The sequence below is a fragment of the Mesobacillus sp. ABV4_180 genome, from assembly GCF_056158485.1.
On sequence record NZ_JBSWTJ010000001.1, the window covers coordinates 4,192,591 to 4,218,168 of the forward strand.

Annotated in this window: 24 protein-coding genes and 1 pseudogene; 11 read left to right on the forward strand and 14 right to left on the reverse strand. The window is 40.9% G+C overall.

Annotated elements, in window-relative coordinates:
• The first annotated feature begins 19 nt into the window (after positions 1-19).
• Entirely contained in the window at positions 20-958 is a 939-nt protein-coding gene (locus ACXAEA_RS21320; protein WP_475097847.1) for a 3-oxoacyl-ACP synthase III family protein, read from the forward strand.
• A gap of 204 nt (positions 959-1,162) precedes the next feature.
• Here ACXAEA_RS21320 and ACXAEA_RS21325 read toward each other — a convergent pair.
• Positions 1,163-1,882: pseudogene (locus tag ACXAEA_RS21325) on the reverse strand (family 1 glycosylhydrolase); the annotation flags it as partial.
• 72 nt (positions 1,883-1,954) lie between these two features.
• Here ACXAEA_RS21325 and ACXAEA_RS21330 point away from each other — a divergent pair.
• Complete coding sequence (locus tag ACXAEA_RS21330) at positions 1,955-3,235, forward strand: MFS transporter (protein WP_475097848.1); 1,281 nt, start codon at positions 1,955-1,957, stop codon at positions 3,233-3,235.
• Between the two features lie 62 nt (positions 3,236-3,297).
• On the opposite strand, the gene ACXAEA_RS21335 is transcribed toward ACXAEA_RS21330, so the two are convergent.
• On the reverse strand, positions 3,298-3,855 hold the full coding sequence (locus ACXAEA_RS21335; RefSeq protein ID WP_475097849.1) for a thioredoxin family protein: 558 nt from the start codon (positions 3,853-3,855) through the stop codon (positions 3,298-3,300).
• Positions 3,856-4,389: 534 nt separating this feature from the next.
• Between ACXAEA_RS21335 and ACXAEA_RS21340 the strand changes: the two genes are divergently transcribed.
• The 4 genes from ACXAEA_RS21340 to ACXAEA_RS21355 all read left to right on the forward strand — a co-directional run bounded on the left by ACXAEA_RS21340 (position 4,390) and on the right by ACXAEA_RS21355 (position 7,040).
• Positions 4,390-4,689, forward strand: coding sequence for a DUF2089 family protein (locus tag ACXAEA_RS21340; RefSeq protein ID WP_475097850.1), 300 nt, complete (start codon positions 4,390-4,392; stop codon positions 4,687-4,689).
• Positions 4,689-4,973, forward strand: a complete 285-nt coding sequence (locus ACXAEA_RS21345; RefSeq protein WP_475097851.1) for a hypothetical protein — start codon at positions 4,689-4,691, stop codon at positions 4,971-4,973. Before ACXAEA_RS21340 ends, ACXAEA_RS21345 begins: the two co-directional genes overlap by 1 nt.
• Positions 4,974-4,991: 18 nt before the next feature.
• The gene (locus tag ACXAEA_RS21350) at positions 4,992-5,636 is read left to right on the forward strand and encodes a stage II sporulation protein M (RefSeq protein WP_475097852.1); all 645 of its coding nucleotides are present in this window, start codon (positions 4,992-4,994) and stop codon (positions 5,634-5,636) included.
• Between the two features lie 171 nt (positions 5,637-5,807).
• A complete protein-coding gene (locus tag ACXAEA_RS21355; RefSeq protein ID WP_475097853.1) occupies positions 5,808-7,040 on the forward strand; it encodes an MFS transporter in 1,233 nt (410 codons plus the stop codon).
• A 5-nt stretch (positions 7,041-7,045) separates the two neighbouring features.
• Here ACXAEA_RS21355 and ACXAEA_RS21360 read toward each other — a convergent pair whose 3' ends face one another.
• From ACXAEA_RS21360 to ACXAEA_RS21405, 10 genes are all read right to left on the reverse strand, one after another.
• Complete coding sequence (locus ACXAEA_RS21360) at positions 7,046-7,951, reverse strand: AraC family transcriptional regulator (RefSeq protein ID WP_475097854.1); 906 nt, start codon at positions 7,949-7,951, stop codon at positions 7,046-7,048.
• Positions 7,952-8,142: 191 nt separating this feature from the next.
• Complete coding sequence (locus tag ACXAEA_RS21365) at positions 8,143-8,361, reverse strand: hypothetical protein (RefSeq protein WP_475097855.1); 219 nt, start codon at positions 8,359-8,361, stop codon at positions 8,143-8,145.
• Between the two features lie 104 nt (positions 8,362-8,465).
• A complete protein-coding gene (locus tag ACXAEA_RS21370) occupies positions 8,466-8,714 on the reverse strand; it encodes a hypothetical protein (RefSeq protein WP_475097856.1) in 249 nt (82 codons plus the stop codon).
• 186 nt (positions 8,715-8,900) lie between these two features.
• Entirely contained in the window at positions 8,901-9,614 is a 714-nt protein-coding gene (locus ACXAEA_RS21375) for a toast rack family protein (RefSeq protein ID WP_475097857.1), read from the reverse strand.
• 174 nt (positions 9,615-9,788) lie between these two features.
• A complete protein-coding gene (locus ACXAEA_RS21380; RefSeq protein ID WP_475097858.1) occupies positions 9,789-10,568 on the reverse strand; it encodes a nitroreductase family protein in 780 nt (259 codons plus the stop codon).
• 104 nt (positions 10,569-10,672) lie between these two features.
• Positions 10,673-12,724 carry a DUF4179 domain-containing protein gene (locus ACXAEA_RS21385; protein ID WP_475097859.1) on the reverse strand — a complete coding sequence of 684 codons (2,052 nt, stop codon included), beginning with the start codon at positions 12,722-12,724 and terminating at the stop codon, positions 10,673-10,675.
• Positions 12,725-12,826: 102 nt separating this feature from the next.
• Positions 12,827-14,548 carry a hypothetical protein gene (locus ACXAEA_RS21390; protein WP_475097860.1) on the reverse strand — a complete coding sequence of 574 codons (1,722 nt, stop codon included), beginning with the start codon at positions 14,546-14,548 and terminating at the stop codon, positions 12,827-12,829.
• 289 nt (positions 14,549-14,837) lie between these two features.
• Positions 14,838-15,074 carry a hypothetical protein gene (locus ACXAEA_RS21395; RefSeq protein ID WP_475097861.1) on the reverse strand — a complete coding sequence of 79 codons (237 nt, stop codon included), beginning with the start codon at positions 15,072-15,074 and terminating at the stop codon, positions 14,838-14,840.
• A gap of 267 nt (positions 15,075-15,341) precedes the next feature.
• Positions 15,342-16,040 (reverse strand): SurA N-terminal domain-containing protein, encoded by a 699-nt coding sequence (locus ACXAEA_RS21400; RefSeq protein WP_475097862.1) that lies wholly within the window; start codon positions 16,038-16,040, stop codon positions 15,342-15,344.
• Positions 16,041-16,449: 409 nt separating this feature from the next.
• Positions 16,450-16,695 carry a YuzF family protein gene (locus ACXAEA_RS21405; RefSeq protein WP_475097863.1) on the reverse strand — a complete coding sequence of 82 codons (246 nt, stop codon included), beginning with the start codon at positions 16,693-16,695 and terminating at the stop codon, positions 16,450-16,452.
• 281 nt (positions 16,696-16,976) lie between these two features.
• Between ACXAEA_RS21405 and ACXAEA_RS21410 the strand changes: the two genes are divergently transcribed.
• The 3 genes from ACXAEA_RS21410 (at position 16,977) to ACXAEA_RS21420 (ending at position 19,478) form a co-directional block, all read left to right on the forward strand.
• On the forward strand, positions 16,977-17,744 hold the full coding sequence (locus ACXAEA_RS21410; RefSeq protein ID WP_475097864.1) for an SDR family NAD(P)-dependent oxidoreductase: 768 nt from the start codon (positions 16,977-16,979) through the stop codon (positions 17,742-17,744).
• A gap of 45 nt (positions 17,745-17,789) precedes the next feature.
• Positions 17,790-18,092 carry an ArsR/SmtB family transcription factor gene (locus tag ACXAEA_RS21415; protein ID WP_475097865.1) on the forward strand — a complete coding sequence of 101 codons (303 nt, stop codon included), beginning with the start codon at positions 17,790-17,792 and terminating at the stop codon, positions 18,090-18,092.
• 165 nt (positions 18,093-18,257) lie between these two features.
• Positions 18,258-19,478, forward strand: a complete 1,221-nt coding sequence (locus tag ACXAEA_RS21420; protein WP_475097866.1) for an NAD(P)/FAD-dependent oxidoreductase — start codon at positions 18,258-18,260, stop codon at positions 19,476-19,478.
• A 126-nt stretch (positions 19,479-19,604) separates the two neighbouring features.
• Here the strand turns inward: ACXAEA_RS21420 and ACXAEA_RS21425 are convergent, their stop codons facing one another.
• Positions 19,605-20,387: an REP-associated tyrosine transposase gene (locus ACXAEA_RS21425; protein ID WP_475097867.1), complete on the reverse strand. Its 783-nt coding sequence runs from the start codon at positions 20,385-20,387 to the stop codon at positions 19,605-19,607.
• Positions 20,388-20,822: 435 nt separating this feature from the next.
• On the opposite strand from ACXAEA_RS21425, the gene ACXAEA_RS21430 reads away from it, so the two are divergent.
• Entirely contained in the window at positions 20,823-22,706 is a 1,884-nt protein-coding gene (locus tag ACXAEA_RS21430; protein ID WP_475097868.1) for a M48 family metallopeptidase, read from the forward strand.
• Between the two features lie 149 nt (positions 22,707-22,855).
• Here ACXAEA_RS21430 and ACXAEA_RS21435 read toward each other — a convergent pair whose 3' ends face one another.
• On the reverse strand, positions 22,856-24,109 hold the full coding sequence (locus ACXAEA_RS21435; protein ID WP_475097869.1) for an MFS transporter: 1,254 nt from the start codon (positions 24,107-24,109) through the stop codon (positions 22,856-22,858).
• Positions 24,110-24,773: 664 nt separating this feature from the next.
• Between ACXAEA_RS21435 and ACXAEA_RS21440 the strand changes: the two genes are divergently transcribed.
• Entirely contained in the window at positions 24,774-25,511 is a 738-nt protein-coding gene (locus ACXAEA_RS21440; RefSeq protein WP_475097870.1) for a carbohydrate kinase family protein, read from the forward strand.
• The last annotated feature ends 67 nt before the right edge of the window (positions 25,512-25,578 follow it).

Sequence of the window (25,578 nt, forward strand, 5' to 3'; positions counted from 1 at the left end):
CAATGAGGAGAGTTGGACAATGTACAATGCAGGCATACTAGGGATCGGAGCAAACATTCCGGAAATAGTTATTACAAACGACGTGATTGCCAAACGATTTGGTATTACGGAAGAAGAGATTTACAGGAAGACAGGCATTTTGGAAAGACGCTATGAATCTACCGATGCTTCGCTTGCGGACATGTGTGAAGTTGCTGGCATACAGGCTATCCAAGATGCCGGACTTGATCCAACGGAAATCGACATGGTCATTATTGGAACGAACACTCATGACACCCATATCACGGCTGCACTGGTACAAGACAGAATTGGGGCTGAGCAATGCGCAGGCCTGGACCTCCACTCTGGATGTTCCAGTTTTATTACGGCTTTGGCAACAGGGGCCCAGTTTGTCCAGACCGGGTTATACAAAAACGTGCTGGTCATTGCCGTGGATAAATGCTCTTCCCTCTTGAATCCCCTGGATAAGAAGACTGCGCTTCTGTTTTCTGACGGTGCTGCAGCTGTTGTTGTTGGCCAAGTTGGAGAAAACAATGGAATTCTGGGAATCAATATGCAGATGGACGGGAGCGGAGGAAAATACCTTCACCTCGATGAAAATAAGAATATCAAGATGGACGGAAGGGCCGTTTTCGAATTCGCTGTCAACAAGTTTCCGGAGGCAGTTCATAAAGTATTGGAAGTTTCGGGGCTGAATCTGGCGGATGTCGATTTCATCGTCCCGCACCAATCAAACCTGCGTATTATCGAAAAAGGAATTGAGACTCTTGGATATCCAATGGAAAAAGTTCATACCAAAACCATCCAATATTACGGGAATTCATCAGCACCAACAGTAGCAATCGGTCTTCACGAGGAAGTGAAGCAAGGGAAGATCAAGGATGGAGATTTAGTTGTTCTAGTCGGGTATGGCGCAGGTCTCGGCTGGGGAGCTATCACCCTTCGCTGGGGGAAGTGATTGCTTAAACTAAAGTCTTGGATGACAGGGACTGGGGAGTCAGCGTGCATTCGCTAATTTTAATCAAACGATTGATTATAAGAAACAAAAGTTACCTTTTCTACTTCATGAATAAGTTGTGAGATTTTGAGGTTGGCAGGTTAATTGCAAAATACCCTTATCTCTACATAAAACAAGGGACAGGGTTCCTGTCCCCTGTCCCTCTTACAGCTTCTCCCCATTACTACTGATAACATCTTTATACCAATAGAACGATTTCTTTCTGCTTCTTTCCAATGTTCCGTTACCATCATTATCGCGGTCCACATAAATGTATCCGTAACGTTTCTTCATTTCGCCAGTTGACGCACTGACGATATCAATCGGACCCCAGCTTGTGTAACCAATGATCTCAACACCATCTTCTATCGCTTCTTTCATTTCTTCAAAATGGGCTTTTAGATAGTCTATACGATAATCATCATTTATTGATCCGTCTTCTTCAGGTACATCGACTGCTCCAAGACCGTTTTCGACAATGAACAATGGTTTTTGATATCGATCCCAAAGTTGGTTTGCAGTAATTCTCAATCCTTTAGGGTCAATAGTCCAGCCCCATTCTGAAGCTTTTGTATAAGGATTTTTGATGGAACCAAATATATTACCAGAGATAGCAGTTTTCAGTACTTCCGGGTCTGTGCTTGTGCAGCGGCTGGAATAATAACTGAATCCAATATAATCAACGGTGCCTTCTTTTAAGATTTCTAAGTCCCCTTCTTCCATCACGATATCTAAATTGTGGTCTCGGAAGAATCTCTTCGCATACCCAGGATATTCTCCTCTTGATTGAACATCAATGAAGAAAAATGATTCTCTGTCCTTATCCATCGCTTTCCATATATCCTCTGGATTTGGAGTGTAAGGATATGTCATACCAGCTGCCAGCTTCAGTAAGTTATCATTACCGGTGCTGAATATCCATATATATAGTGTAAAAGCCAACGGGAGTAGAAATCATTGGACCAACAAAATAGCAAGTTTCGGTGGGTTGTATTTGTTTCCGTATTGTTAACTTACTTATTAATGTCGAGCCAGCGAACAGCTCCGGGATTGATTACAGAGCAGGTGATGAAGGATTTTCATGTAACAGCAACAACGATTGGGTTACTAACGAGTATGCAATTCTTTGTTTATACTAGTTTGCAAATTCCAATGGGGGTTTTGGCTGATCGGTTTGGGCCCAATTTTTTTCTCATTATAGGTGCAATTGTTACTGGGTTAGGCACGATCATTTATAGTCTTGGGACACATGAGTTTGTCTTGTTTTTTGCCAGAATACTTACGGGAATTGGAGATGCTACTATTTGGGTCAATTTGGTATTGATTTTAAGCCATTGGTTTAAAGTAAAGGAATTTGTTCGATTAATTGGGATCGCGGGAATGACGGGAAGTCTTGGATTCCTTCTAGCGACAGTTCCTTTCTCCTTATTGATTGACTTACTTGGCTGGAGAGCAGCCTTTTTTTCAGCGGGCATAGCGTTATGCTTATCCGGAATTCTTCTATATATTGTACTGGTAAAGAAACCAAGACAGCTCTTTCGTAATGAATCGGTAACTGTTAAAGATGAAATTCAACGCCAAAACATTTCGATGTTACTGAGAAGAATCGTTTTGAATCGGCAGGCATGGGCTTTATTCTTCTGTCATTTTGGGGTTGTTGGCGGCTATGTGGGCTTTATTAGTTCATGGGCAGTGCCCTATGGGATGAATATGTATGATCTGACTCGATCAGATGCCAGTCAACTAATCATGGTTGGTCTTATAGGGGCACTTATAGGGGCTCCACTAACCAGTTGGATATCAAGTCGGCTTGAAACAATCAAGCGTCCTTATGTCATTGTTCATTTTATTATTTTAACAAGCTGGTCTGCTTTCCTCTTATTTAAAGGGAATCCTCCACTCTTCATGCTCATTTTGCTTTTCTTTATCATCGGCTTTGGATTTGGAGCAAGTGCCTTAACTTTTGCTGTCGTTCGCCAATCCTTTCCTATTAGGGAATCTGGCTTTGTATCTGGTTTTGCAAATACTGGTGGATTTCTAAGTGCTGTTTTACTGCCAGGATTTTTCGGAAAAGTATTGGATCATTTTCAGTCTGTTTCAGGCAGTATGAGTGGAGGCTATTTTTATGGATTCATCATTCCAGTCATTTTTTCTTTAATTGGCTTGTTTGGAGTGATGTCTATTAAGGAAATGCGACAGCCTGAATCGGTAGAACTAGAATCCTCCCGTCTAAAATAAGGTGAGGCATACTTTTTTTCCGAATTTCAAGAACATGACCACCTGGACATGTCCCTGCTTATTCACTTCAAAATAGCTAATATAGTCTCTTTGAAACTATCATAAACATTTGACCAAAGAGCTGGTTCCTCTGTATACCTTTTTCTTAAAGAACCGAAGGCCGCTTTTTGTTTCTCCGCAAAGGAGGGATCCTCTTTTGGTGGCAATGCAGCACGAACTTCATCAACGATTTGCTGAGCTTTGGGTGCACGAGGTCCCCACTTTCCAAGCAGATGTCCTTGATTATTAAAGATTAAAATCATGGGAATGGCACGTCCACCGTTTGTTAAGTGACGATCAATCAAATCTGTATCTGCATCTCGTAATGCGACGCGCATTTCAATATCTGCAGCTTCAGCTAATTTGCGAATAACTGGATTAATCATCATGGCATCTCCACACCAATCTTCGGTAATCGTTAGAAAATGAAGTTGATATTGTTTTAACTCTTCAGCAAATCCATCTGCCGGGAGATGAAATTGTTCATAAACAGCAAAACTTTCCTCTTTTAACGTGCCCATTTCCTTCATATAAGTTTGAATTGATTTTCCCTCTTCAAAATACTGATGCTCTGTTTTCATCTAAATGCCTCCCTGATTTCTATGTAAAATGCGTATGGAAATGTAAACCTGGCATCCGGTAACTCGTGCTTTCAACTTAATCCGGATTATATAATGATAAACGTCTGTTGGGGAGAGTGTTGTCCATCTTGGATCAACGCACCAGTATAATTATAATAAAGTCTTAAATGGAATTATCTTACTACATTTAATACTGTCTGTTCAATATTGCTGCTAACCTCCAACTTTGTAACTGAGGAATAACAAATTCGGGTACTATTCTGTACTTATCTAGATCATTGATTTCAATCCATATGTGAAAATATCCGTCTTCCATTCTTTTAAACTCATCAATATTATATTGTCACAATTGTTGAGACGCCGGAACCGCCCCTCCGGAAGCTGATTGTCGAGAGCTGCTTCCAAATCCTGAATATCTTTCATGTTTTGTATTTCGTTCCAGTAAATATTTTATTAATTTTTATTTTTTTAAAAATATATTGAATAATATTAAACTTTCATTTAACATTATTAAATATAAGGAGGGATGAAAAAGTGAAACGCGATGAGGTACCTGAATGGATTCTTGCATTAGATCAAGAATCACTCGAATTTATCAGGAAGTTCGTTTTAAATTCCGGCTCGTTAAAGGAAATCTCATCTATTTATGGAGTTTCCTATCCAACAGTCCGGACAAAGCTGGATCTGCTTATTAAGAAAATTGAGCTGAATAGTAAAAAAGAGGATCTTGAGTTTGTCAGTATGATAAAAAATCTGGTGCTGGATGAACAAATCAGTTTAGACGTAGCAAAGTTAATTATCGAAAAATATAAATCAGAAAGGGTTGACCCTTAATGCCTACTATTTATGGATGGTTGATTGCGATTGCAGTGATTGGAGTTCAATTTTATTTATCAAGGAGAAGTCATGTTCTTTGGGGAGCCATCTTACCTGTTCTGTACATAGCCTTTATATCGGTGTGGTTTTTTAATAGATTTGGTAATGAAGATACGCTTTCCCTTATTTTAGCTGGTGTTGGCGGATTGGCCTTTTTGTTAAGTATCTGGATCAAAGGCAGAGATTATCTGAAGAAGCAACGCCAAAAGGAGTTGGAAAAAATACAAATACATGATATGTAACCCTGAAAGGAATAGATCATGACCATTGTCGATTATGTAAAAACAACATGCATTAAAACTTGGAAACATGTATGGCTTCATCTAGAAAGATCTTTTTGGAAGTATTGGTTCTTTTATTTCATCATCTTTGTCATGGCTTACCTGATTACATCATATATAAACCCGGATATGAAAGAGCTCCTTTCAGGCTTAGATGAAAATTTCAAAGAAGATGCCCCCAGAAAGGGATATTGGGAAGCCACCCTTTTTCTCTTCAAGAATAACTGGCTGGTTTGCCTGCAGATCTTGATCCTTGCTTTCATCCCCATTAGGCACCTATACATACTGCCGCTCATTACAACATGCGCGATGATCGGTATGACTTTGTATCTTGTTCAGCAGGTTGATTTAAATGTCCTCCACACATTCGGATTGGGTTTTCTGCCGCATGCGATTCTGGAAATGACTACCTTTATGCTTGCCGCCATTTATGCAAATACGTTGAATAAAACGATTGTAAATAGACTGACCAATACCTTTCGTAAAGGTAAAAAGAGCACAACACCTTTCCGTCACCACCTCAAAGAAGCTTTTTCCGCCTTCATTTTCGTCATCACACCTTGCATTTTCATCGCTGCTTTTATCGAAGGATTTCTTTCGAAATTTTTATTAACTGCTTTTTAGTAAGAGACACTCGGACCGTTCTCGCGTCTCATCCGGGAACCGAAGTTAAAGAAGACTTGATGGAGTGTAGGCTTCCCAATAAGGAATTTCACTCCCACACACTCCAAAACCGCAAATTTGGAAAAGAAATCGTCTTCCTCCCTCTCTATAATCTGGTTAGGGGGGATGAAATTGACATTTATAAAAAAGATGGATTCATATCGAGTCTATATCTATACACGTTTTTGGTCTCAGTTCTTTTTTACATTTATCTTTACGGTTAACTTGCTTTATCATGTGAAAGTTGTGGGTCTTGATCCGCTGCAGCTTGTTCTGGTCGGCACTGTTCTGGAGGCAGTTGTTTTCCTGTTTGAGATTCCGACCGGGTTTGTAGCGGATTTAAAAAGTCGCAGGCTTTCAGTGATTATCGGGTATTTTTTGATTGGGGCCGGATTCCTCATCGAGGGCTCGTTTCCGTATTTCGCAGCCGTGTTAGTTTCTCAATTTCTTTGGGGAATTGGCTACACGTTTACAAGCGGTGCGCATCAAGCGTGGATTGCCGATGAGATCGGAGAAGAGCTTGCTTCCGAGGCGTTTGTTAATGGCGCTAAGGCTGGCACACTCGGACAAGTGATCGCGATTCCTTTAAGTATGTTGATTGGTTATTTTTTCATGATTAACCTGCCCATCATCATTGGCGGAATATCTATGCTGGGGTTAGCTGTTTTTCTGCTCCTTTTTATGAAAGAAGAGAATTTCAAACCTGTTCAACCTGAAAATACATCCACTTGGAAAACGCTGAAAAGTAATATGAACCAGATGGTCCATTATACAAAGGCCAGTTATCTGATGCGGATTCTCTTCCTTATCGCCTTGTTTTTCGGGCTATATAGTGAAGGCTTTGACCGGCTATGGATTTCTCACTTCCTTGAAGAAACCCGTCTCGCCTATCTTACGGAAGGCTATTTGGTCATCCTGATCGGAAGCATTAATTTTGTCGTTATGCTCCTATCATTTGTCGGCCTTCATATTATCAGCCGGAGTTCTCTCCATCACCAGTTGAACACCATCTATGTATCCTTGCTGGTTGGATGTGTTCTGATTATCACTTCGCTGACCGGTTTTGCTCTTTCAACTGATATCATCAGTTTGCTGTGCTTTTATCTGATCATACAAGGAACAAGGTCTGTCATGGCACCGCTTGAGGATACATGGCTGAATAAAATCATTCCCGATTCATCGACACGCGCGACGTTCTTTTCGGTAAAAGGCCAGGTTGATGCGATCGGCCAAATTAGCGGCGGGCCGGCTATTGGATTTATTGCCGCCAATTTTTCTATAAAAATAGCAATGATTGCAAGTGCCATTCTACTAACGCCTGTGATTTACTTATATCAATTGGCCATCAAAAAATCTCGAGGGTGATCGAGTCACTCTCGAGATTTTTCTTTTATCGGAATATGAATTTCCATATAGATTTTTTTGAAATCCCAATAGTGGCAATGCTCGTCATAAAATTCAAAGTCGAAGCCCTCTTCAACCACCTCATAGGATGATTGGGGAAACCAATCCTCCAGAATGTATCTCCACGTCCCTTTAATCGCCGTAGCGAATTGACCAACTTCAACCAAAGGTGTACGGAATATGGCATAGGAAGCCTCAGGGACTTGTGTAGCAGTTATTCCATCCGGTAAGGTTATTTCATCGTCATAGTTTACAGCAAACATATACCGGCAGCTGTCTTCATCAAGGCTGCGGCTCAAATTGATACAATACTCTCCATGCTTTTTCGGAGACAATACTTCATATAAGTACCTTTCAATCGAACCATCTGTCAAACCTTCCTGCTCCCAAAACGCAGGCACATTTCTGTCTGCAGGGAAATTCTCTATACTGAATATTTTCCCAGCGACAAAAAAATCACTCCGGCGGACAATCTGGGGCTGCAAGACAATACCGCCAGTGTTCTTTTGGTGAAGGCTCATCAGATCCAGTTTTTGAGGCAATGATGTCGGACAATGCTCCTTATACAGACTCGGAGGACTTCCAAAACACTTCTTGAACGCCTTGGTGAAGCCAGCATGTGTTTCAAACCCATAATCCATGGCAATCTCGATGATCTTTTTCCCATTCACTAATTCGTACAGTGCAAACTGGAGTTTCCTTTTTCCAACATAATCCATCAATGTATAACCCGTCTGCTTATAAAAAATCCGCGAAAAATGATAAGGAGAATACCCCACCATTCTCGCCAGCTCTTCAGCACTAAGCTCCTCTTTAATATGGTCCTCTATATAATCAATCACACGCTGAAGTAAAAGTAACTGTTGAATCATCCTCACCACTTTACGGTTAGTCTTTGTCTTCTCCATTACAATTTTACACGAAACAGAGGAAACAGAGGGACGGTTCTTGTGTTTGAAACAGAGGGACGGTTCTTGTGTTTCACTCGGGACCCGTCGAAACAGAGGGGGACGGTTCTCTTGTTCCAATCGCGAGGCAAAATAAAAAGCACCCCGAAGGATACTCAATTATAAACTCTAAGTGGTTCAATGTTGACTTTTAATACAATGGTTGCTGGATCATGAACCATATTGATTTTGTCTACCATATATTCTTTCTTGTTGATCGTCACTGTATTACTCGCCCTCAAAGCGGCAATGTATTGCTCCCAATGCTTGACATGCGCACTCAATAGGCATTTGTCTTTTAGATAATAATCTACTCTGTTAGAGACGTGATTCAACTCTACACCCCCTTTTGGTAGAGTTTATGAACCAGGTTGTCTAATCATGACAAGCTGTTGATCGTTTTCTCAGCAACAAATAAGGAGCCTGCCTGAAATCAAATTTAGTCTATGGTTATATGCGGCTTACTGAAGTGGCTTGTTCCCCCGCTGCCTACTAACACGTAACCGTTTTTTGGGAACAACACGACTCTAGTTGAGCCATCAGAAAGTATGAATTCTACTTTTGCCTTGTTTTCAAGTGCAATATATTTTACATATCCCGTTTGGGTAATGGTAGTCCTCCAGTTATCATCAAACTCTGCTCTTAATACTCGATTAGAATAAGTTTGGTTTGTTGCCCATTTTTTCATTTCCCTCTACCCTCCTTTGTTGTAGTGAGAATAAAAATGCCCTCAATATTTTATTCACCACCGAAAAAATTGGAGTAGACAAGAATCATACATTTTTAAGAATTAGACAAAATCTTTTTCAGAAACAGAGGGACGGTTCTCGTGTTTCATAAAATGAAACGCCGGAATCGCCCCTCTCATCCTAAATTATTTTTCCATTTCAAATGTTACTTCGCCCACTCCGATATCAGCATCTAGATCAATCTTCACTTTTGCATCTTCGTAGGCTTCATTTACATAAATTCCATTTCCTTTTGAAATCAAATTATCAAAAGACGCTGAGCCGATTCCTTTTTCTGCGTGTATTCTTACACCTGTATCTTTTGGAAGAATAACCATCATCTGTCCGACTCCTGAGGAAATACGGGCATCAAAGCTTTCTTTCCAATCTCCGCCAAGGTCGACGGTTATTTGACCAACTCCTGCGTTCACTTCAAGGTTTGAAAGCTCGATCCCTTTCAAATCAAGATCGGTGTCTGATGCTCCGGCATTTACGACAAGGTCTACTGGAACATCTTCGCTTATTTTCAGATCCCATTCATTCTTCATCTTGCCAATTTTAAACTCATTTGGCTGAGAGATCTCCACCTTGCCGACTTTCCCGTCTAGATCATAGGAAACTTCAGGTTTCATCTTCTCCGGTTCATAGATTGCGTTGCCATTTACCCATTCATCAGCACCGCCTGCAACATCCATTTCCCCCGCGCCAAAATTCAAAACAACCTCAAGCTCCTTGGCTTTATCCTTCTTAACCACGATCTCATCATCACTTTTATCACTAGCAAAAATCGTATTATTGCATCCTGACAGTAATAAAACAGCAGATACCGCCACCAACCCAAATCCCATCACTTTTTTCACTTTATATCGCCTCCAGCTGATTATAGGTTAATCATAAGCCATTCCCCACAATCACTTAACAGGCTAAGGCTTTAACTTATTATCAGACCTGAGACCGAAACAGAGGGACGGTTCTCGTGTTTCACGATTTTGGTTTTGCACCAATCATGAAACAAAAGAACCGTCCCCATGTTTTCAATCATTATTCATAAAGTTTTGTCTCTCTAGGTACTTCAGCACTGTTTGTGAAAAGTGGAGGTGTGATTCCTTCGTATACTTGGCTTTGGTATATATTTGGGCAAGGTTTTTTAATCCTAATTGTTCTGTCATTTCTTTGAGTTTTGGGACGGCCATATAGCGGTTCCATCCTTTTTCATTTCGATCTTTGTAAATTTCCAAAATGTCTTCATCCGAATAATCCCGATACTGATCGTAGTGAACAAGTCCATGCATCGGCAATCGATCACGCGGGGCAGGGTTTTCTGCTGGATACCCTAATGAATAACCTACAACGGGTACGACATTTGGCGGTAAGTTTAGCAGTTCACCAATTTGGTCACAATTTGCGAGCGTCGAGCCCATATAGCAAATGCCGAGGCCTGCATTTTCAGCTGCCAATGCACAGTTTTGCGCTGCCAAAGTGGCATCAATGGCACCGATCATAAAGCTCATGTAATTATCAAAATGTACAGGTGCCTCGTTGAGTGCAAGCCATTTCCTCATTCTATTAAAATCAGCACAAAATGTTAAGAGTATCGGTGCATCAACCACCATCGATTGCTCCATATGAGCATTGTATAATTTTTTCTTGAGTTCTTTGTCTTTCGTGACGATGATCGAATACGTTTGCATATTGCCGCTTGAAGAGGCACGAATACCCGCCTCTAAAATCTGGTCCAGCAGCTCTTGACTTACTTCCCTATCTTCATATTCCCGAATGGACCTGTGCCCGTGTATAACATCACTCAATTCCAAAACAATCACTCCTAAAATCTGTTATAGACAGAGGGACGGTTCTCGTGTTTCTCGAAAATACAATTTCTCACAATCATTGAAACAGTAGAACCGTCCCCATGTTTCTACTCCACCCTCATCTTCACAACCTCATCCAAATACTTTGTCGTGTTATATCCAGAAATCAAAAGTACTTTAGGGGTCTCATCATTGCCTTCGAACTTCATCGTTTGTTCTGTGGTTAAATAGCGGGGCTGTTCGATTTTTTCGTATTCGATAGGACCTGTGTACTCGTCGTATTCAACGCCGTTTTTGTCAATGAGGACCCCTTTTGAATCGATATACATTGAATTCAGTTCGGTGTGGTTTTCATCGACAATATTGATGTGGAGGGCTTCATATTCCCGATTTCTCAATTCATGATTGCTTATGACAATATTTGTGGACTGACCTTCTTCAATCCGATCGATGCTGAGCGTGCTGCCTGCATATTCCACAGTCATGGGATATTGCAGATTCCCATCCAACGTGATGCTTTTTTTATCTTCAACGGTTAAAAAGGCAGCAGATATTCTAGCACTAACCTCTTTTGGTTTTTCGCCATAAAGCGGATCAAAGTATGTTTGAAAGGCATTCCACTTATTGTCTTGTTGTGTGTCCATGTAAAGACTTCCATACCGGTCTGCTTTCGCCTTTTTACCGTTTACGACTAGTTCGTCAAAATTAATCATGTCGATGCGTCTCTCTTGCTGTTCTGCATGAATTCCATATTGCAGAATCGTGGCAGTTGGAGCTATGGTTATCTTGTCAAACCGGATGGGAATCCTCTCGACTTCTATTAGTTCGTTCAATGCGTATTCGGTGGACGGTTCTTTCGTTGCTGGGAATTCGAAGCTCCAAGCACCTGGTTTATTCTCATCAGCCCTAAAATTGAACGACGTCCTAGGATCGCGCTCCACTTTTCGAAGCTGTGTGATCTTGAGTTTAATGATCCCTTCCTCTTCTTTAAGCGGCCGCAATCCAACCACACCGTAAAACACATTCTTTTCCTTATTATTCATCTCCGCTTCCAGGTCAGGAATCGAATACCGGGGATACCCTTCGAATTTCATCACTTCACTTTCGTTCTCAACCATGAGTCCATCTTCATAATTCATGATATATTGATTGTCTTCATTGGTATCGTGAATTTCATAAAAAACAAGCGTCTGGACATCATCCGCAACCACGCCCTTAATCTTCACCTTCACTCCGCCACTCTCCGCTTCCAGGTTCAGCCTTTGGCCTAGGCCCTTCTGGAGAAAGGCACGCAATTGCTCATCCTCTTCAGTCCATGCATAATAGAGCTTTGGAAAAGCACCGGTAATAAAGCCGATCGCCATAATGAATGGGAAAACACCTACGAAAACAAGAGCCACTTTTTTACGCTTTTTGTTCTTCTGTTTTTGGTTCTCCTTCTTCTCTATCAGCCTCTTTTTGACGTTATCCATGAAATGAGGCGGCACACTCAGGTCATTAACATCCTCACTATGATTCAACCCGGTTGCCGCGACTTCCTGAAAGCTGGCCAAATCATCCTGGCATAATTGGCATTTGTAAAGATGCACCTCAAACTCGATCTTCTCCGACCGGTCCATGGATTTTTCCAAGTAATCGATGTAATGTTGATGGTACTCCTTACAGCCATGATAGATGGAACCGTACAATTGATTTCTGACAGACTGTATTCCGGAGAACAAAAGCTCTTTGATTTCATCCAAAGAAAACCCGAAGAACTCCGCAGTCTCCTCCTGGGTAAGTCCGATTACATATGTAAGAATCAGCGCTTCCTTTTCGTGGCCCTCAAGCTGATCAAGAGCGACCAATACATCCTGACGAGGTTCCACGACCTCTGAATCTTGGAAACTGCTATCACGAGAAAGCTCACGGCAGTTTTGAATGAAAAGGTTGATCACCCACATCTTGAATGAAGAATCCCCTTTATATCGAGGCAATTCCTTATGAACCTTCAGAATCGACCGGTAAAAAAGCTCTTCCACCTGCTGCTCATTCCGAAGATAACACCAGCCAAGTGTATAGAAAGAATCCTTATGCCGATCAAACCAATCGACAACCGATTCAATCCCCTTCTCCTGGACAGCCGCCGTCGAAATCGGAGCCATCTTTTCTAGAATCATAGTTTGTATTCTCCCCCTTGAAACAGAGGGACGGTTCTGCTGTTTCATGAAATAAAACTTTTTCACAATATTTGAAACGTGCAACCATCCCCTTGCTCCACCTTATTTATTACTCCTCTTATAATCCCGGACAATTGGATTCAACTTATTCGCTAAATTAACTTCTGTTAGATCTTCTGGATAGAGGGGAATTAAATTTAAGGAATGTTTTTTAGCAAGCTTTAGTTTCACATCAATTTTATTTAGGTACGACTTACTATAAAGTCCAAAAAATTCAATCCAGACATCTCCTACCTTAAAGTCCGCTCTCATCCCATTAGGGTTAAGAAATTCATCAATTGGATATGCCGGTTCACATTCATGTTGAAGACCGTTTTTATAAAGCCAATCATCAATGAATTTCTCGGACAGTGACCTACAAAGATGTCCATCTTCTGCAATACATTGAAACCCAAAACCCGTATTCTTTTCGGTTTCAACCAAATTTGCCTCTGCTAAAACTTGTGACCAGCCTCTCGGAAATATCTTTTTTCGTAATTGTCTATCTGGGAGTTTGTTTAAGAAATCAAGTACATCCATATGGTGTTTTACATCAACCCGGGATAAATACTTAATAGGTTCACTCGGGGGAACCACACCGGTTTGAATGGAAATTCCCCTAACCAATTCCAATAACTCGTGTTTTTTATCTTCTACACTGATTTTGATGTTTCCAGCTCTTTTTTTCAGTAAAAGATCCGGATGCAGGTCAAAAATAGTGTCCTTACAAAAATCACACAATTGGGGAATCTCACCTTTAAAAGCAGTAATAATTGACCAGGGAATACGATTTGTTGCTTTTTCTACCTTACATATCCTACAAGTTAAACTCGATAGTTTGCTTAACTTTTCCTGTCTAACGTTTTTAAATATTATCGAAACTATTTCTTCCAAACTAAGATAGATGTCATCTAAAAACATCATTAACTGGTTAAGTTCTTGCTCAGGAAGCCGTTCTTGTATTTTGTCCATCAGGTCATTCAGTGAACGGAACCATAACTCATCTAAATTACATTTAGATCTCCATTCAAATTGAATTTTTTCTAAGATTATCAAGTACTCTTCATCTATCAAAAACCTTTTTCTTGCTATCGCATAAATTTCTTCCCAACTGGTAGAGATTATGATCTTTTTCTTATATTTTGGTAATGTGTACCCATCGTTTTGTATAACTCTATGAATAATATCTAACCGGCCTGTGAAACTCTTTATCGGTAAGTTAATTTCAAATCTTTCTAATAAAATTTCTTGTTTTGCAAAGCAGTAAATGGCATTGAATATTGATTTATAATCATCTGATCTAGCTTCACTATTTTTAAAATCATTGTAATTCAATGCGAAATACATAAGTTTGAATAAATTGTTAGGACCACCAGGAAAAATATAAAAATTATTGGCATAAATAAGTTTCATAGTTTCCTTATCTTCTTTGGTAAAATTCATATTTAGGATTGAATGAACAGATTCATGATCTAACATTCTATAATAAAAAGGACTAATTATATTTGGAGAAAGTTGCAAATCCCACTCTTTAGAAAATTGATCTTGATTTAAAGTATTAAAAAAGTTAGAAAGGTTCCCATTCCATGGTGCTAATAATGTAACTTCCGCTTTCCTTATTGTTAATTGTGCCGTCTGTAAATTGTCCTGTATGTAATAGGTTTCATAGTTAGTAACCTTCTCGTAAGAAAAAGACTTTATATAAGATAAAATTTCTATTTTTACACCAGCATCTACTTTCCACTTTAAATATCTAAATAAATCCTTATTGAATTCGGGTTCCATATATCTACCTCCCAACTTAATTAATTCAGGAAACATGGGGACGGTTCTGCTGTTTCACATGAAATTCATGAAAAGTCCGAGCCGTCCCTTTGCCATGGCAATGGATTACCGCCAATACCCGGTTTATTTTTTCAAACTCCCTATCAAAACATAACCAAACACAATGCCAGCTGTTGTCGTTAAGGTAGAGCCTCTTAACAGGAACAATTCTTTTGCGAATAATAAATTTCCCCCGTAAATCATCGTTAGGATGGGGACCATGCTATATAAAGTGACGGGATTCCAATCGCTACAACCTTAACCCAATCAATTCCCATTGCTTCTTTTCTTTCATCTCCAGAAACAATTCTGGCAATCGTAACAGTATCCCAATTAAAATAGGAAAAACAGTTGAAACTATTAGATAAGGCTTCAAATTATAGTCAGCAGCCGCTTCTTCATGTAACAATGTTTGATACTCCGCCCCCATATATAAAATAAAACCAATTACTACGGTAGATCGGAAATAGAACAGTAATTTTTTCATACAAACTGCCCCTTACTCTTCTTCACTTTCTTAATTATACGAAATGTCAACGAAACGGTTTCAATTTTCTGTAAATTATATTCACTGAAAGATTGTCATGCTAATACCCGAATTGAATCTCTTCGTAGTGTAAACAATCAATACTTTAGAAATCATAAAAAAGAGGATAGACTAATGTCTATCCCCTGGTCCAGCAGTAGTGCGATTAGGAATTTTTTCAGTGGGCTTGGGTCTTACGCTTTTAAATTATCCGAAGTAAAACCTATCCTATGCCTCAATGATTTTAATCTTATCTTCATTTTCTTTTCGGAGCTCTTCAACCAGCTTGCTGATTTTTTCATCCTCTTTTTGCGAGAGAACTTGCTGCTCGAGCTGTGGTTTAATTTTTTCAAGTTCTTCCGGCTTTTGCTTTTGGCTTTCGGCCTGCTTTTTATACTGATCATACAAGGCTACTATTTCTTGTTCGCTTGCTTCTACCTTGCCAACCTTGCTGTCCAAATATTTCGAGACCGTCATTTGCTTTTTCAGCTGGCCCTTAAGCTCATTCTCGGTCAATTTATTCTTTTTCAGTGCTTCTTCAAACTTTTTTTCATTTTCGAAGTTGGACTTGATCTTTTCAAGCTCGGCATCCACTTCTTTTTGTTCAATGGAGATGCCGTCCTTCTCAGCTGTCTGGAGAAGAAGCTCCGCATTGATCATTTGATCCAGAACGGACTTTTCTAGTTCCTTTTTCATTTTGCTATCCATCTGATCTGCCGGCATACCCTGCTGTTCGTAAGATGCTTTCATGGCATCCAGCTCTTTCTTATATTTCTGCTTCGAAATGCCTTCCCCATTGACGGTTGCAACCAAATCTTCTTTATTTTCTTTCTCAGTATTTCCTTTCGAGCTATCTTTACTGCATGCGCCAAGCACAAGAACGGCTATGCTCAATAAGAAAATACCTGTTAAAATGCGTTTCATCATAATAAACTCCCCTTTCACTCAACATGTCCGTCATACTAACACATTCCTGCTATAAAAAGGGAAGTTGTAAGGGAAATGTTATGTGATTTTAATATATTTAGTGATAAATCAACAGAAATTGTTCTGCTGCCCAAAAAATGTCATCTTTATGGGCTTGGATGAAAACATATTACTGCCATTCATTTCACTGTGTTTATTGTACCAAAAATTCTAATATGTATGAATGTTAAATTGCCAAAGACTCTTTCATACTATTCTTCTGGAATCTGGTCGTTGAGAATGGTTTCGAGTGCGTTTATTTCTTTAATGTTGTGTATGTCCTTTAAAAAGAAACAGAGGGACGGTTCTGCTGTTTCACAAAAACCTCCCCGCTATTCTGAAACACTAGAACCGTCCCTTTGTGCCATTTTCACGACTCTGGCATAATCCAAACGATTTCTCGTATCCTTACAAAAAATGTGGAATCATGCTCCTGTATCACCACATGATCAGGCTTGGCATCCTTGACCACTCCGCTGACTGAACCTCGTGTAGTATCAAGGACTACTCTTTTTCCAATAAGACTATAAAGAGCTGAATACACAAACGGCTCAACGACCACTACGTTCATTGGGCCACTTTGTGCTCCCTGTGGATACATCCCATTGCGCATCATATTGTTTTCCCCCTCCAGGCAGGCCGCCATTTTTCATGTTTATACTATGGCCGCCCGGCTCGGCTCGTTCCCCGTGCACCTGATATGGAATCCTGATGGCGCGACCTTCGTATACTTGGCTTTGGGAAAGAATTGAACAATATTTTTCAAAAACTATTGGGTAGCAAATTTAGTAGTTCACCAATAATAAAAAGGCTTGCAGATTAATAAAGAAAAGATTATTATATGTTTAAATGTTTAAACACTTAAACTTATAAACCTAAAAATCAGGAGGATTGAAAATGAATAAAACTGCTTTAATCACTGGAGCATCTAGCGGTTTAGGATATGAATTTGCAGGAATGTTTGCAGAAGATGGATATGATTTGGTGCTGGTTGCACGAAATAAGACTAAAATGGAGGAGATCAGAGATCGATACCCTCACTTAAAGGTTATCGTGATCACTAAGGATCTAAGCCAGCCTGGGTCAGCTCAGGAAGTATACGAGGACGTAAAAGCAGCGGGAATCAAGATTGATACTCTTGTGAATAATGCCGGATTTGGACTGTTGGGCCAATTTGAAGACCTCGACATTGAGAAGCAGTCTGAAATGATTGGATTGAACATTATCGCTCTTACTGAATTGACTTATCATTTTCTGCCTGAGCTGAAGGGAAATTCTACTAGATCAAGAATCCTCAATGTGGCCAGTACCGCTGCATTCCAGCCAGGGCCGATGATGGCCGTATACTATGCGACAAAAGCCTATGTGTTATCCTTTTCTGAAGCTTTGGCAGAAGAGTTGGCAGGTACCAATGTGACAGTCACGACTCTATGCCCTGGCGCTACAAAGACCAATTTTGCTTCTGTAGCGAATGTAGAAAAAACAAAGATGTTCAGCGGGGCAATGTCTTCTCAACAAGTTGCAAAACAAGGCTATAAGGCTTTAATGGAAGGAAAACGAGTCGTCATTACCGGAAGTGCAAATAAAGTTGGAGCGTATGCTGCAAAATTCCTTCCTAGAAGCCTTGCAGCAAAAATTGCCAAATATGTTGCGAAAGATGCTTAACTGCGATTTAATTAAGAATAATAAATCAACAAAGGAGCACATTCAATGGGGGAAAAAGCAATTGATGTTTTCCGTTCATGCATACCGCTTTTCACGGCATTAAGTGACCCTGCAAGACAAGATATCATCTTATTATTAGCTGAACATGAACGCTTGAGCGTCAACGAAATAACTGAGCATTCTACCTTATCAAGGCCAGCTATCTCCCATCACTTAAAAATTCTACGTGAACACAAATTGGTGGGAATCGAACAAAAGGGCACGCAGCGGTATTATTCCCTCACCCTGGACCACTCGGTTGAATTATTAAAAAAACTGATTCATACCGTGGATACTGAATGTTTATAGCTAAAATCGAAGCTGGGGCTTATCCCCAGCTTTTTCTTTTTGAAAACACAGGGACGGTTCTTGCGTTTCATTCATGAAACAGAAGAACCGTCCCTATGTTTCATGAATGCCATTCTCCACCAGGTACATAATAAACCTATCCTTTTTATGAGTAGGTGAAAACACATGAATTTAATGTCTGGTACATATTATTGGCCTGCGACTTTTCCTTCTCCTCCCTCTTATCCAAAGTTAGAGGGGAATCTTGAGTGTGATGTCCTGATTGTTGGAGGGGGCAGTTCGGCTTCGCAATGTGCCTATTATCTTGCGGACTCTGGATTAAAAGTGGCGGTCATTGAGAAGGGGAAGATTGGCAGCGGCAGCACTAGTTCGAATACTGCGCTCATTCAGTATTCCGGGGAAAAGATGTTCACGAACCTGGTCAACACGTTTGGAAAAGAGTATATTTCAAGGCATTTACAACTGCTGAAGGAAGCCATCAATGAAATCGAAGCAGCATCCATGGCGGTGGATCTCAACTGTGAATTTTGCCGGAGGGATTCGCTTTATTCAGCAAGCTGCAGTGAGGACGTCGAAGCTCTGAAAAAAGAATACGAATTTTTAAAGCAGCAGGGCATGAAAGTCAATTTTCTTCAGAAAGAAGAGATTGAGGAGAAATATCCTTTCAGCAGGGATGCGGCCATCTATTCCTACGGTGATGGCGAGCTGAACCCTTTCAAGTTTACACATGCTTTAATGGACTACGCGGCAAGCAAAGGACTCCAGATATTCGAAGATACCGAGATGAATGGCCATCATTATGATCCACAAACGAAACGGATGATCATTTCCACTAAAGGCGGCCACTCCATCTCAGCAGGCCGTGTTATTTTTGCTGCCGGCTATGAGGGAATCGACTTGAAAAAGGAGAAGCTTGTTTCTTTCGTCAGTACCTATACCGTCACTTCAAAGCCTGTTAACGACCTATCCTCCTGGTACAACCGCACGCTTCTATGGGAAACCGCCAGACCATATTTATATTTGAGGACAACAGCCGATCACCGTATCATCATCGGCGGTCTCGATGACAATACTCCGTATCCTGAAGACCGGGACAGCAAACTAATTCATAAGCGAGATAAGCTGGTCGATGAGTTTCACAAGATGTTCCCGAAGATCAAGATTGAATCGGAGTATTCCTTAACCGCTTTTTACGGAGGAACAGCAGACGGCCTTCCAATCATCGGCATGTATGACGAATATCCGAACAGCTATTTCCTCCTGGCATTCGGCGACAACGGCACCGTATACAGCCATATGCTGGCGAAAATCATTGCAGAAGATATTGTAAAAGGAAACAGTCAGGACCTGGAGCTCTATTTACAGGACAGACCGCTTGTTGGATAACAGAGGGATAACAGAGGGACGGTTCTTGTGTTTCATACACACAGAGGCACACACAGGGACGGTTCTTCCGTTTCATGAATAGCCTTTTGCACCATCCACGAAACAGAAGAACCGTCCCCATGTTTTTTAAAGCCAAGATTTCCTGATTAGACTAATAGGAACACCGAGGATTCTTGCTGCTTGTCGGAGGGAAAGTGCGTCTATTATTTTTATCTTCCTCAGGATGTCATCTCTTTCCGACTTCGGCAAGCTTTTAACATGAGCAATATCTACCCTTCCTAGCACACTGCGAATCTCCTCTCTTGCCTCGTCGTCGGTCAGTCTCCTTCTTTTCGCTCCTTCGTCCATGCATTCATCATTATTCACTTGCTCATTGAATTCCTTAAACTTGTCTCTGGCTTCGTCCGGGTCCACAGCCATAATCTGAAGAACCTTCTTTTGATCGAGTAGGCCACCAGGGTAATCATTTTGCCCATAATACGCGGCACAACTGCTCCACCTCCACCCAGAAACACGCCCGACTATTCCCGCCTTCACCGGATTCTGATGGATATACCTGATCACAGTCAGAAAATAACTTCTGGTCTCCACATTTTCACTTCGAAAACGATCCTGGAACAGGTGGCCAGTCGTCTTATATTTCAGATTATAGTAGGAAGCATAGCTCACACCGATTCGCTTCATGGTGACCGATAATTCCTCATCAACCTCCCTCACCAGAAGATGGACATGGTTGTTCATCAAACACCAAGCATACACATTCATGCCCGATTTCTCTTTGTATCTCTTAAAAATTTCAAGAAACTTCAAATTGTCTGTATCATCGTGAAAAATTCCCTGCCGGTTCGCACCTCTCAACATAACATGATAAATCCCGTTCTTGCTTTTCATTCGGGGTTTTCGCGGCATTTAGATGACCGCCTTTCTAGTGTTTTGGATAAAAATAATGTTTGGGAGTAATAAAATTGGATGAATTAATAGGAGACAAGCAGCATTAATCATAACGATGGATTTGGTGGTAAGGCTTATACCTGACCGATAGAGGCAGGATAGAGAGAGAAGAAGAAATGAAGAAGAAGATAGAAGACTATGACAAATTAAGTATAACTCACCTTAAGAGGAAACAATATTAAACTGCTTGTATCAGAGGTATCAGAGGGACGGTTCTTGTGTTTCACGTTTTGGCTTTTGCATCATTCTTTAAACAGTAGAACCGTCCCCCTGTTTTCTTTGAAACAGTAGAACCGTCCCTCTGTTTTCTGTTTTTTCCAATAAAAAACATCTTTTAGCAAGAACTTCCTGCTTGGTATAATACTATCGACAACTTATTAAAGGGGAATGAGAATGACAGTTCAAGAGTTTGAAACGCTGGTGAACAGGCTGGAGAAGCAGGCATCTGCCAACCCGAAGCTGTACAGATTCAAGGTCATCATGCTTACTGGACTTGGTTTTGGTTATGTTGCATTATTTTTGTCTTTGTTTTTATTTTTAATGGCGATTTCGATAGCCATGATTGCTGATGGGAATTTCACCTTTGGAAATGTGAAAGTTCTGCTCTTGACGGGAACCTTGTCATTCTTCATTATCAAAGCCCTAATCGTGAAGATGGAAATGCCTGAAGGATATTATCTGCAAAGGGAGGATGCTCCCAAGTTATTCGAGATGATTGAAACATTGCGCCTTAAATTGAACACACCACAAATAGATGCGATTGTTCTTGATAGTGAATTCAATGCCTCGGTCGCTCAAATTTCAGCATATGGAATGTTCGGAAAAAAGCGGAATGTCCTTGTGATTGGGATCCCGCTTTTGACGGCACTTTCACAGCAGCAATTCACGGCTGTTCTTGCCCATGAACTTGCTCATATCTCTAATTCTGACACTGCCCTTGGTGCGAAGATCTATCGTCTGAGAATGAGCTGGGGCCGTTTATTGCATTCATTGGAGGAAAATGAACAATTCGGCACCTTCATCTTCAGGAAATTCTTCCAATGGTTTTATCCAAGGTTTGACGCCTATACATTCGCCATGGCGAGGCAGGAAGAATACGATGCCGACCGTTCGGCAGCCACAGTAACATCTCCGCAGGCAATGGGTGAAGCATTAGCTGTTACCTCTGTGGCCGCACCATATTTTTACCGTGATTTTTACAGCGAGTTGTTTGAAGAATGTGCCAAGACCAACAGCGTTCCTCAGCCTTATTCGAACTTTGCCGAGAAGTTACGGTCACTTAATGATCAAAAAGCAAGCCAATATTTCCGTGAACAGCTGGAAGAGGAAAGCTATATGACGGATACCCATCCTTGTTTAAAGGACAGACTTTCTGCTCTGGGGGCAGAAGCCGAATTACCGGAAAGACAACAAGAATCTGCGCTTGACTATTACTTCGCATACCCAGGTCGAATCATAAGTGATTTCAATAATATGTGGGTGGACTACAATCAGGATAGCTGGAAAGAAGAAATAGAAGAATTCAATGATTCAAAGCAACGGTTCGAAGAATTATCAAACAAACAAGTTAGCAGCCTTGAAGAATTGCTTGAAAAAGCATTTTTGACAGCGGAATTCAATAGTTTAGAAGCAGCGATTCCGATGTATGAGGAAATTGCAGAAAAGTATCATCACGACCAAAGAACCGCAGGGGCATTAATGACTTTGGGTGAGCATTATATGGAATCCAAGGACACTGCGGACAAAGGAATTCAATTGATCAACCTTGCGATGTCCTATGAATGGGAACTGCGTTTGCCAGGACTTGATCTATTATGCGGATACTACTATGAGACGGAACAAAGCGAGTTATTTGAAAAAACCAGAGAGGAACTGGAAAAGTGGGAAGAAATCGTAGAAGCTTCCAATGAAGAGTGCGATTTCATCCAGCCGACGGACCACTTTACGACTCATGACAAAGGAAGCGAAGAAATCCTGGCCGGGAAGAATCAACTTGCACAGTACAGAGAAATTACAAAAGCTTATCTTGTACGAAAACAACTCACATCGATTCCTGAGCGGAAACAGTATGTACTTGGTCTTGACCTGACACTTCCGAAAAGTACCGACCTCGACGAAGCCGAAGAAGCCTTATATGAAAAATATATGAATGGACTCGGAGAATTCGAGGATACTTGTGTCATTATCCTCAATGACAAGAAAGATCTGCGAAAAAGCATGCTAAGCGTAGAAAATTCTCTTATATATTCTCTAGAGGACAAAGAACAAGCCTCTTGATCACGGATGCAGCGAAGCCTTAGAGACTTCGCTGCTTTTTTATAAAACAAACACAAAACATGGGCAAAACATGGGGACGGTTCTTGTGTTTCACGATATGGCTTTTGCACCATTCTTGAAACAGTAGAACCGTCCCCCTGTTTTCACAACTAGACGGTTCCTGCTTCCTTCACCTCAGGTTCTCCCGCTTCTAATAAAACGTTGTCCCGGCCTAATAATACGGCAAGCACTAGTATCAAAACGCCAGTTCCGATTAGCATCCATTCGATTTTGATGAAATCTGCGACTGGGCCGAAGATCAGCATCCCCAGAGGCATCATCGAGGTTGAAATCATCCCCATTACTCCAAAGACTCTGCCTAAATAATTCTCTTCGATTTTCTCCTGCAATAAAACCGTGGTCGGTGTGTTAAAAATCGGCATGGCAACTCCGAACAACGCCATGAAACCTAAGTAGACCCAAAAGTTCGGAACGATTCCGAGCGCAAGCGTACAGATTCCCATTATCAGACTTGCTAGTGTCATAGTGGTGATTTTATTTCTGAATCCACCCCATGAAGCGATGATCCCTCCACCTGCCATCATGCCGATCGAAAAGGCAATCTCGATAGCGGTCAGTTCCCACACATCCCCGGCAAAGCTGCGAGTCACCTGCAATGGCGTCAAGAACGCTGCTGGTGCCATCAGCACTAAGAACACAGCAAAGAATAGAAAGAATCGTTTCAGAAACCCTTGGCTATTGACGTATTGTATGCCTTGTTTAAAATCGCTGAAGTAGCTCGTTGTTTGGTTTTCTGCTGCCTTCTCATGTACAGAGATTTTTAGAAAGGCTAACAATGTAATAATCGCAATCGCTGCCGTAATGACATCGATAAAAAAGATGATTTCAATCGATGCCATTGCCAGTAATGCTGCACTGACCATCGGGGATACAAACATTATGACGGCTTGAATACTTCCATTTGCCCCATTCACCTTCGTCAGCTTATCCTTAGGAACAATTTGTGGCAAGATAGCTCCGACTGCTGGCGTTTGTATCCCTGTTCCAAGTGCACGAATCGCCGCCATTACAAAGAGCAGCCAAATCGGGTCATATCCCATGAAAAAGAGGATCGCCAAAATTAAAGTCGCAAAGGCAATGAGAGCATCCGCTAAAATGATCAGCATTTTACGATTGTAGCGATCCGCCCAAACACCTGCCACAGGTGACAATAGGAATGTTGGAATAAAACCGCAGATGATATACAGGGTCATCATCAAACCAGATTCCGTCTTTAAGGTGATATACCACATAATCGCGTATTGAACCAGGGACGACCCAAACAGAGAGATCGTCTGGCTGCTTAAAAACAGGATAATGTTCTTTAACCAATTCTCCTTGAGATTTTCATTTACAGTAGTCATGGACTAACAACTCATTTCTTTTAGTTTTTTATATGCTTCACCTGCGTTCATATGCATGATGCTGTTGCTATTTTTAAAGACACAAAAAAGAGGGTAGACTCTCCCCTCTTTTGAATAACCGTTTTCCTTAAAAATAGACAGACCAATCCCGTTACTCTGAACATAGGCAGAATTTTTCATGCGTATTAAATTAACGAATGAAAATCGAGTGGCGCAGTCTCATTGACGCTGTCAAAAGGAAAACCTCCGTTTCATATATGATTGATACCATCATATCAAAAATACAATTGCTTTAAAAGTGGCTCACGTAACAGAGGGACGGTTCCACTAACAGAGGGACGGTTCTTGTGTTTCACGATTCGGCTTTTGCACCTTTCTTGAAACAGTAGAACCGTCCCCCTGTTTTCCCCCCTGTTTTTTCCCATACTTCCCAAACACCGAAAAAAGCTGTTAAACTATTCGTAAAATAGGTATGATAACGTATCTGCACTGAAAGGAGCCAAATCTTGAAAAAGCAAGGAATCACTTCACTAGGCGAAGCAATCGTTGATTTTATTGCAACAGATTCATCCAATACAAGGTATCAGCGATTATTAGGTGGTGTACGGTTAATGTAGCGGTTGGAGTCAGGAGGCACGGCATTCCCTCCTATTATTTATGCAAATTGGGAACGGACGAAACAAGTAATTTTGTAGGGAAAAAATTACTGAACGAACAGATTGATCTATCCTTTTCCTCTTATCATCAAAATAAAAAAATCTGTTCGGTTTATATCCACTTAAATCAGTCTGGGGAACGCTATTTCCATTCTTACATAAACAAAACTCCTGATGAGTGGATCACCGCGGAGGAACTGGATAAACAGCCGTTTTTGAATAGCAAGATATTTTACTTTGGCTCAGGTACGCTTTTTCACCCCACCGCCAGAAAAACAACCGAACAGGCTCTCCAGTACGCCAAAGAAGAGCAGATGCAAATAGCGTTTGATACAAATATCAGGCAGAAACGATGGGAAAGCGAAAGCCAGTGCAGGGAAACGATTTTATCCTATGTAAAAAAGGCCGATATCGTAAAAATGGCTGAAGATGAATTGCTGTTTTTAACAGAAGCAGCAACCCTCGAAAAAGGATTGGAGCAAATCGCGAAAATGGAAATTCCCTTCCTTTTTATCACAAAAGGAAAAGACGGAGCATGTGCCATTCACAAAAATAGCATCGTGCATGTTCCAGGAATTACAGTTGAGGCGGTCGATACAACAGGCGCCGGCGACGCGTTTATGGCAGCCCTGCTATCCTGTTTTCATGACAAAGGGATTCCTGAAACTGAAGCTCAACTAATTGATTATACGAAGTTTGCAAACGAAGCAGGGGCATTATCTGCGACAAAATTTGGCTCGTTATAACTTTTCAGAGGGACGGTTCTTGTGTTTCAAGATTTGGTTTTTGCACCATTATTGAAACAGAAGAACC

Excerpts from the sequence above, each read along its gene's own strand:
- ACXAEA_RS21410 (WP_475097864.1), top strand. The coding sequence starts at position 16,977 with ATGAATAAAACTGCTTTAATCACTGGAGCATCTAGCGGTTTAGGATAT.
- ACXAEA_RS21390 (WP_475097860.1), bottom strand. The coding sequence starts at position 14,548 with ATGGAACCCGAATTCAATAAGGATTTATTTAGATATTTAAAGTGGAAA.
- ACXAEA_RS21350 (WP_475097852.1), top strand. The coding sequence starts at position 4,992 with ATGACCATTGTCGATTATGTAAAAACAACATGCATTAAAACTTGGAAA.
- ACXAEA_RS21335 (WP_475097849.1), bottom strand. The coding sequence starts at position 3,855 with ATGAAAACAGAGCATCAGTATTTTGAAGAGGGAAAATCAATTCAAACT.
- ACXAEA_RS21430 (WP_475097868.1), top strand. The coding sequence starts at position 20,823 with ATGACAGTTCAAGAGTTTGAAACGCTGGTGAACAGGCTGGAGAAGCAG.
- ACXAEA_RS21435 (WP_475097869.1), bottom strand. The coding sequence starts at position 24,109 with ATGACTACTGTAAATGAAAATCTCAAGGAGAATTGGTTAAAGAACATT.
- ACXAEA_RS21370 (WP_475097856.1), bottom strand. The coding sequence starts at position 8,714 with ATGAAAAAATGGGCAACAAACCAAACTTATTCTAATCGAGTATTAAGA.
- ACXAEA_RS21345 (WP_475097851.1), top strand. The coding sequence starts at position 4,689 with ATGCCTACTATTTATGGATGGTTGATTGCGATTGCAGTGATTGGAGTT.
- ACXAEA_RS21405 (WP_475097863.1), bottom strand. The coding sequence starts at position 16,695 with ATGATGCGCAATGGGATGTATCCACAGGGAGCACAAAGTGGCCCAATG.
- ACXAEA_RS21385 (WP_475097859.1), bottom strand. The coding sequence starts at position 12,724 with ATGATTCTAGAAAAGATGGCTCCGATTTCGACGGCGGCTGTCCAGGAG.
- ACXAEA_RS21420 (WP_475097866.1), top strand. The coding sequence starts at position 18,258 with ATGAATTTAATGTCTGGTACATATTATTGGCCTGCGACTTTTCCTTCT.
- ACXAEA_RS21400 (WP_475097862.1), bottom strand. The coding sequence starts at position 16,040 with ATGATGAAACGCATTTTAACAGGTATTTTCTTATTGAGCATAGCCGTT.
- ACXAEA_RS21360 (WP_475097854.1), bottom strand. The coding sequence starts at position 7,951 with ATGATTCAACAGTTACTTTTACTTCAGCGTGTGATTGATTATATAGAG.
- ACXAEA_RS21415 (WP_475097865.1), top strand. The coding sequence starts at position 17,790 with ATGGGGGAAAAAGCAATTGATGTTTTCCGTTCATGCATACCGCTTTTC.
- ACXAEA_RS21320 (WP_475097847.1), top strand. The coding sequence starts at position 20 with ATGTACAATGCAGGCATACTAGGGATCGGAGCAAACATTCCGGAAATA.
- ACXAEA_RS21395 (WP_475097861.1), bottom strand. The coding sequence starts at position 15,074 with ATGAAAAAATTACTGTTCTATTTCCGATCTACCGTAGTAATTGGTTTT.
- ACXAEA_RS21425 (WP_475097867.1), bottom strand. The coding sequence starts at position 20,387 with ATGCCGCGAAAACCCCGAATGAAAAGCAAGAACGGGATTTATCATGTT.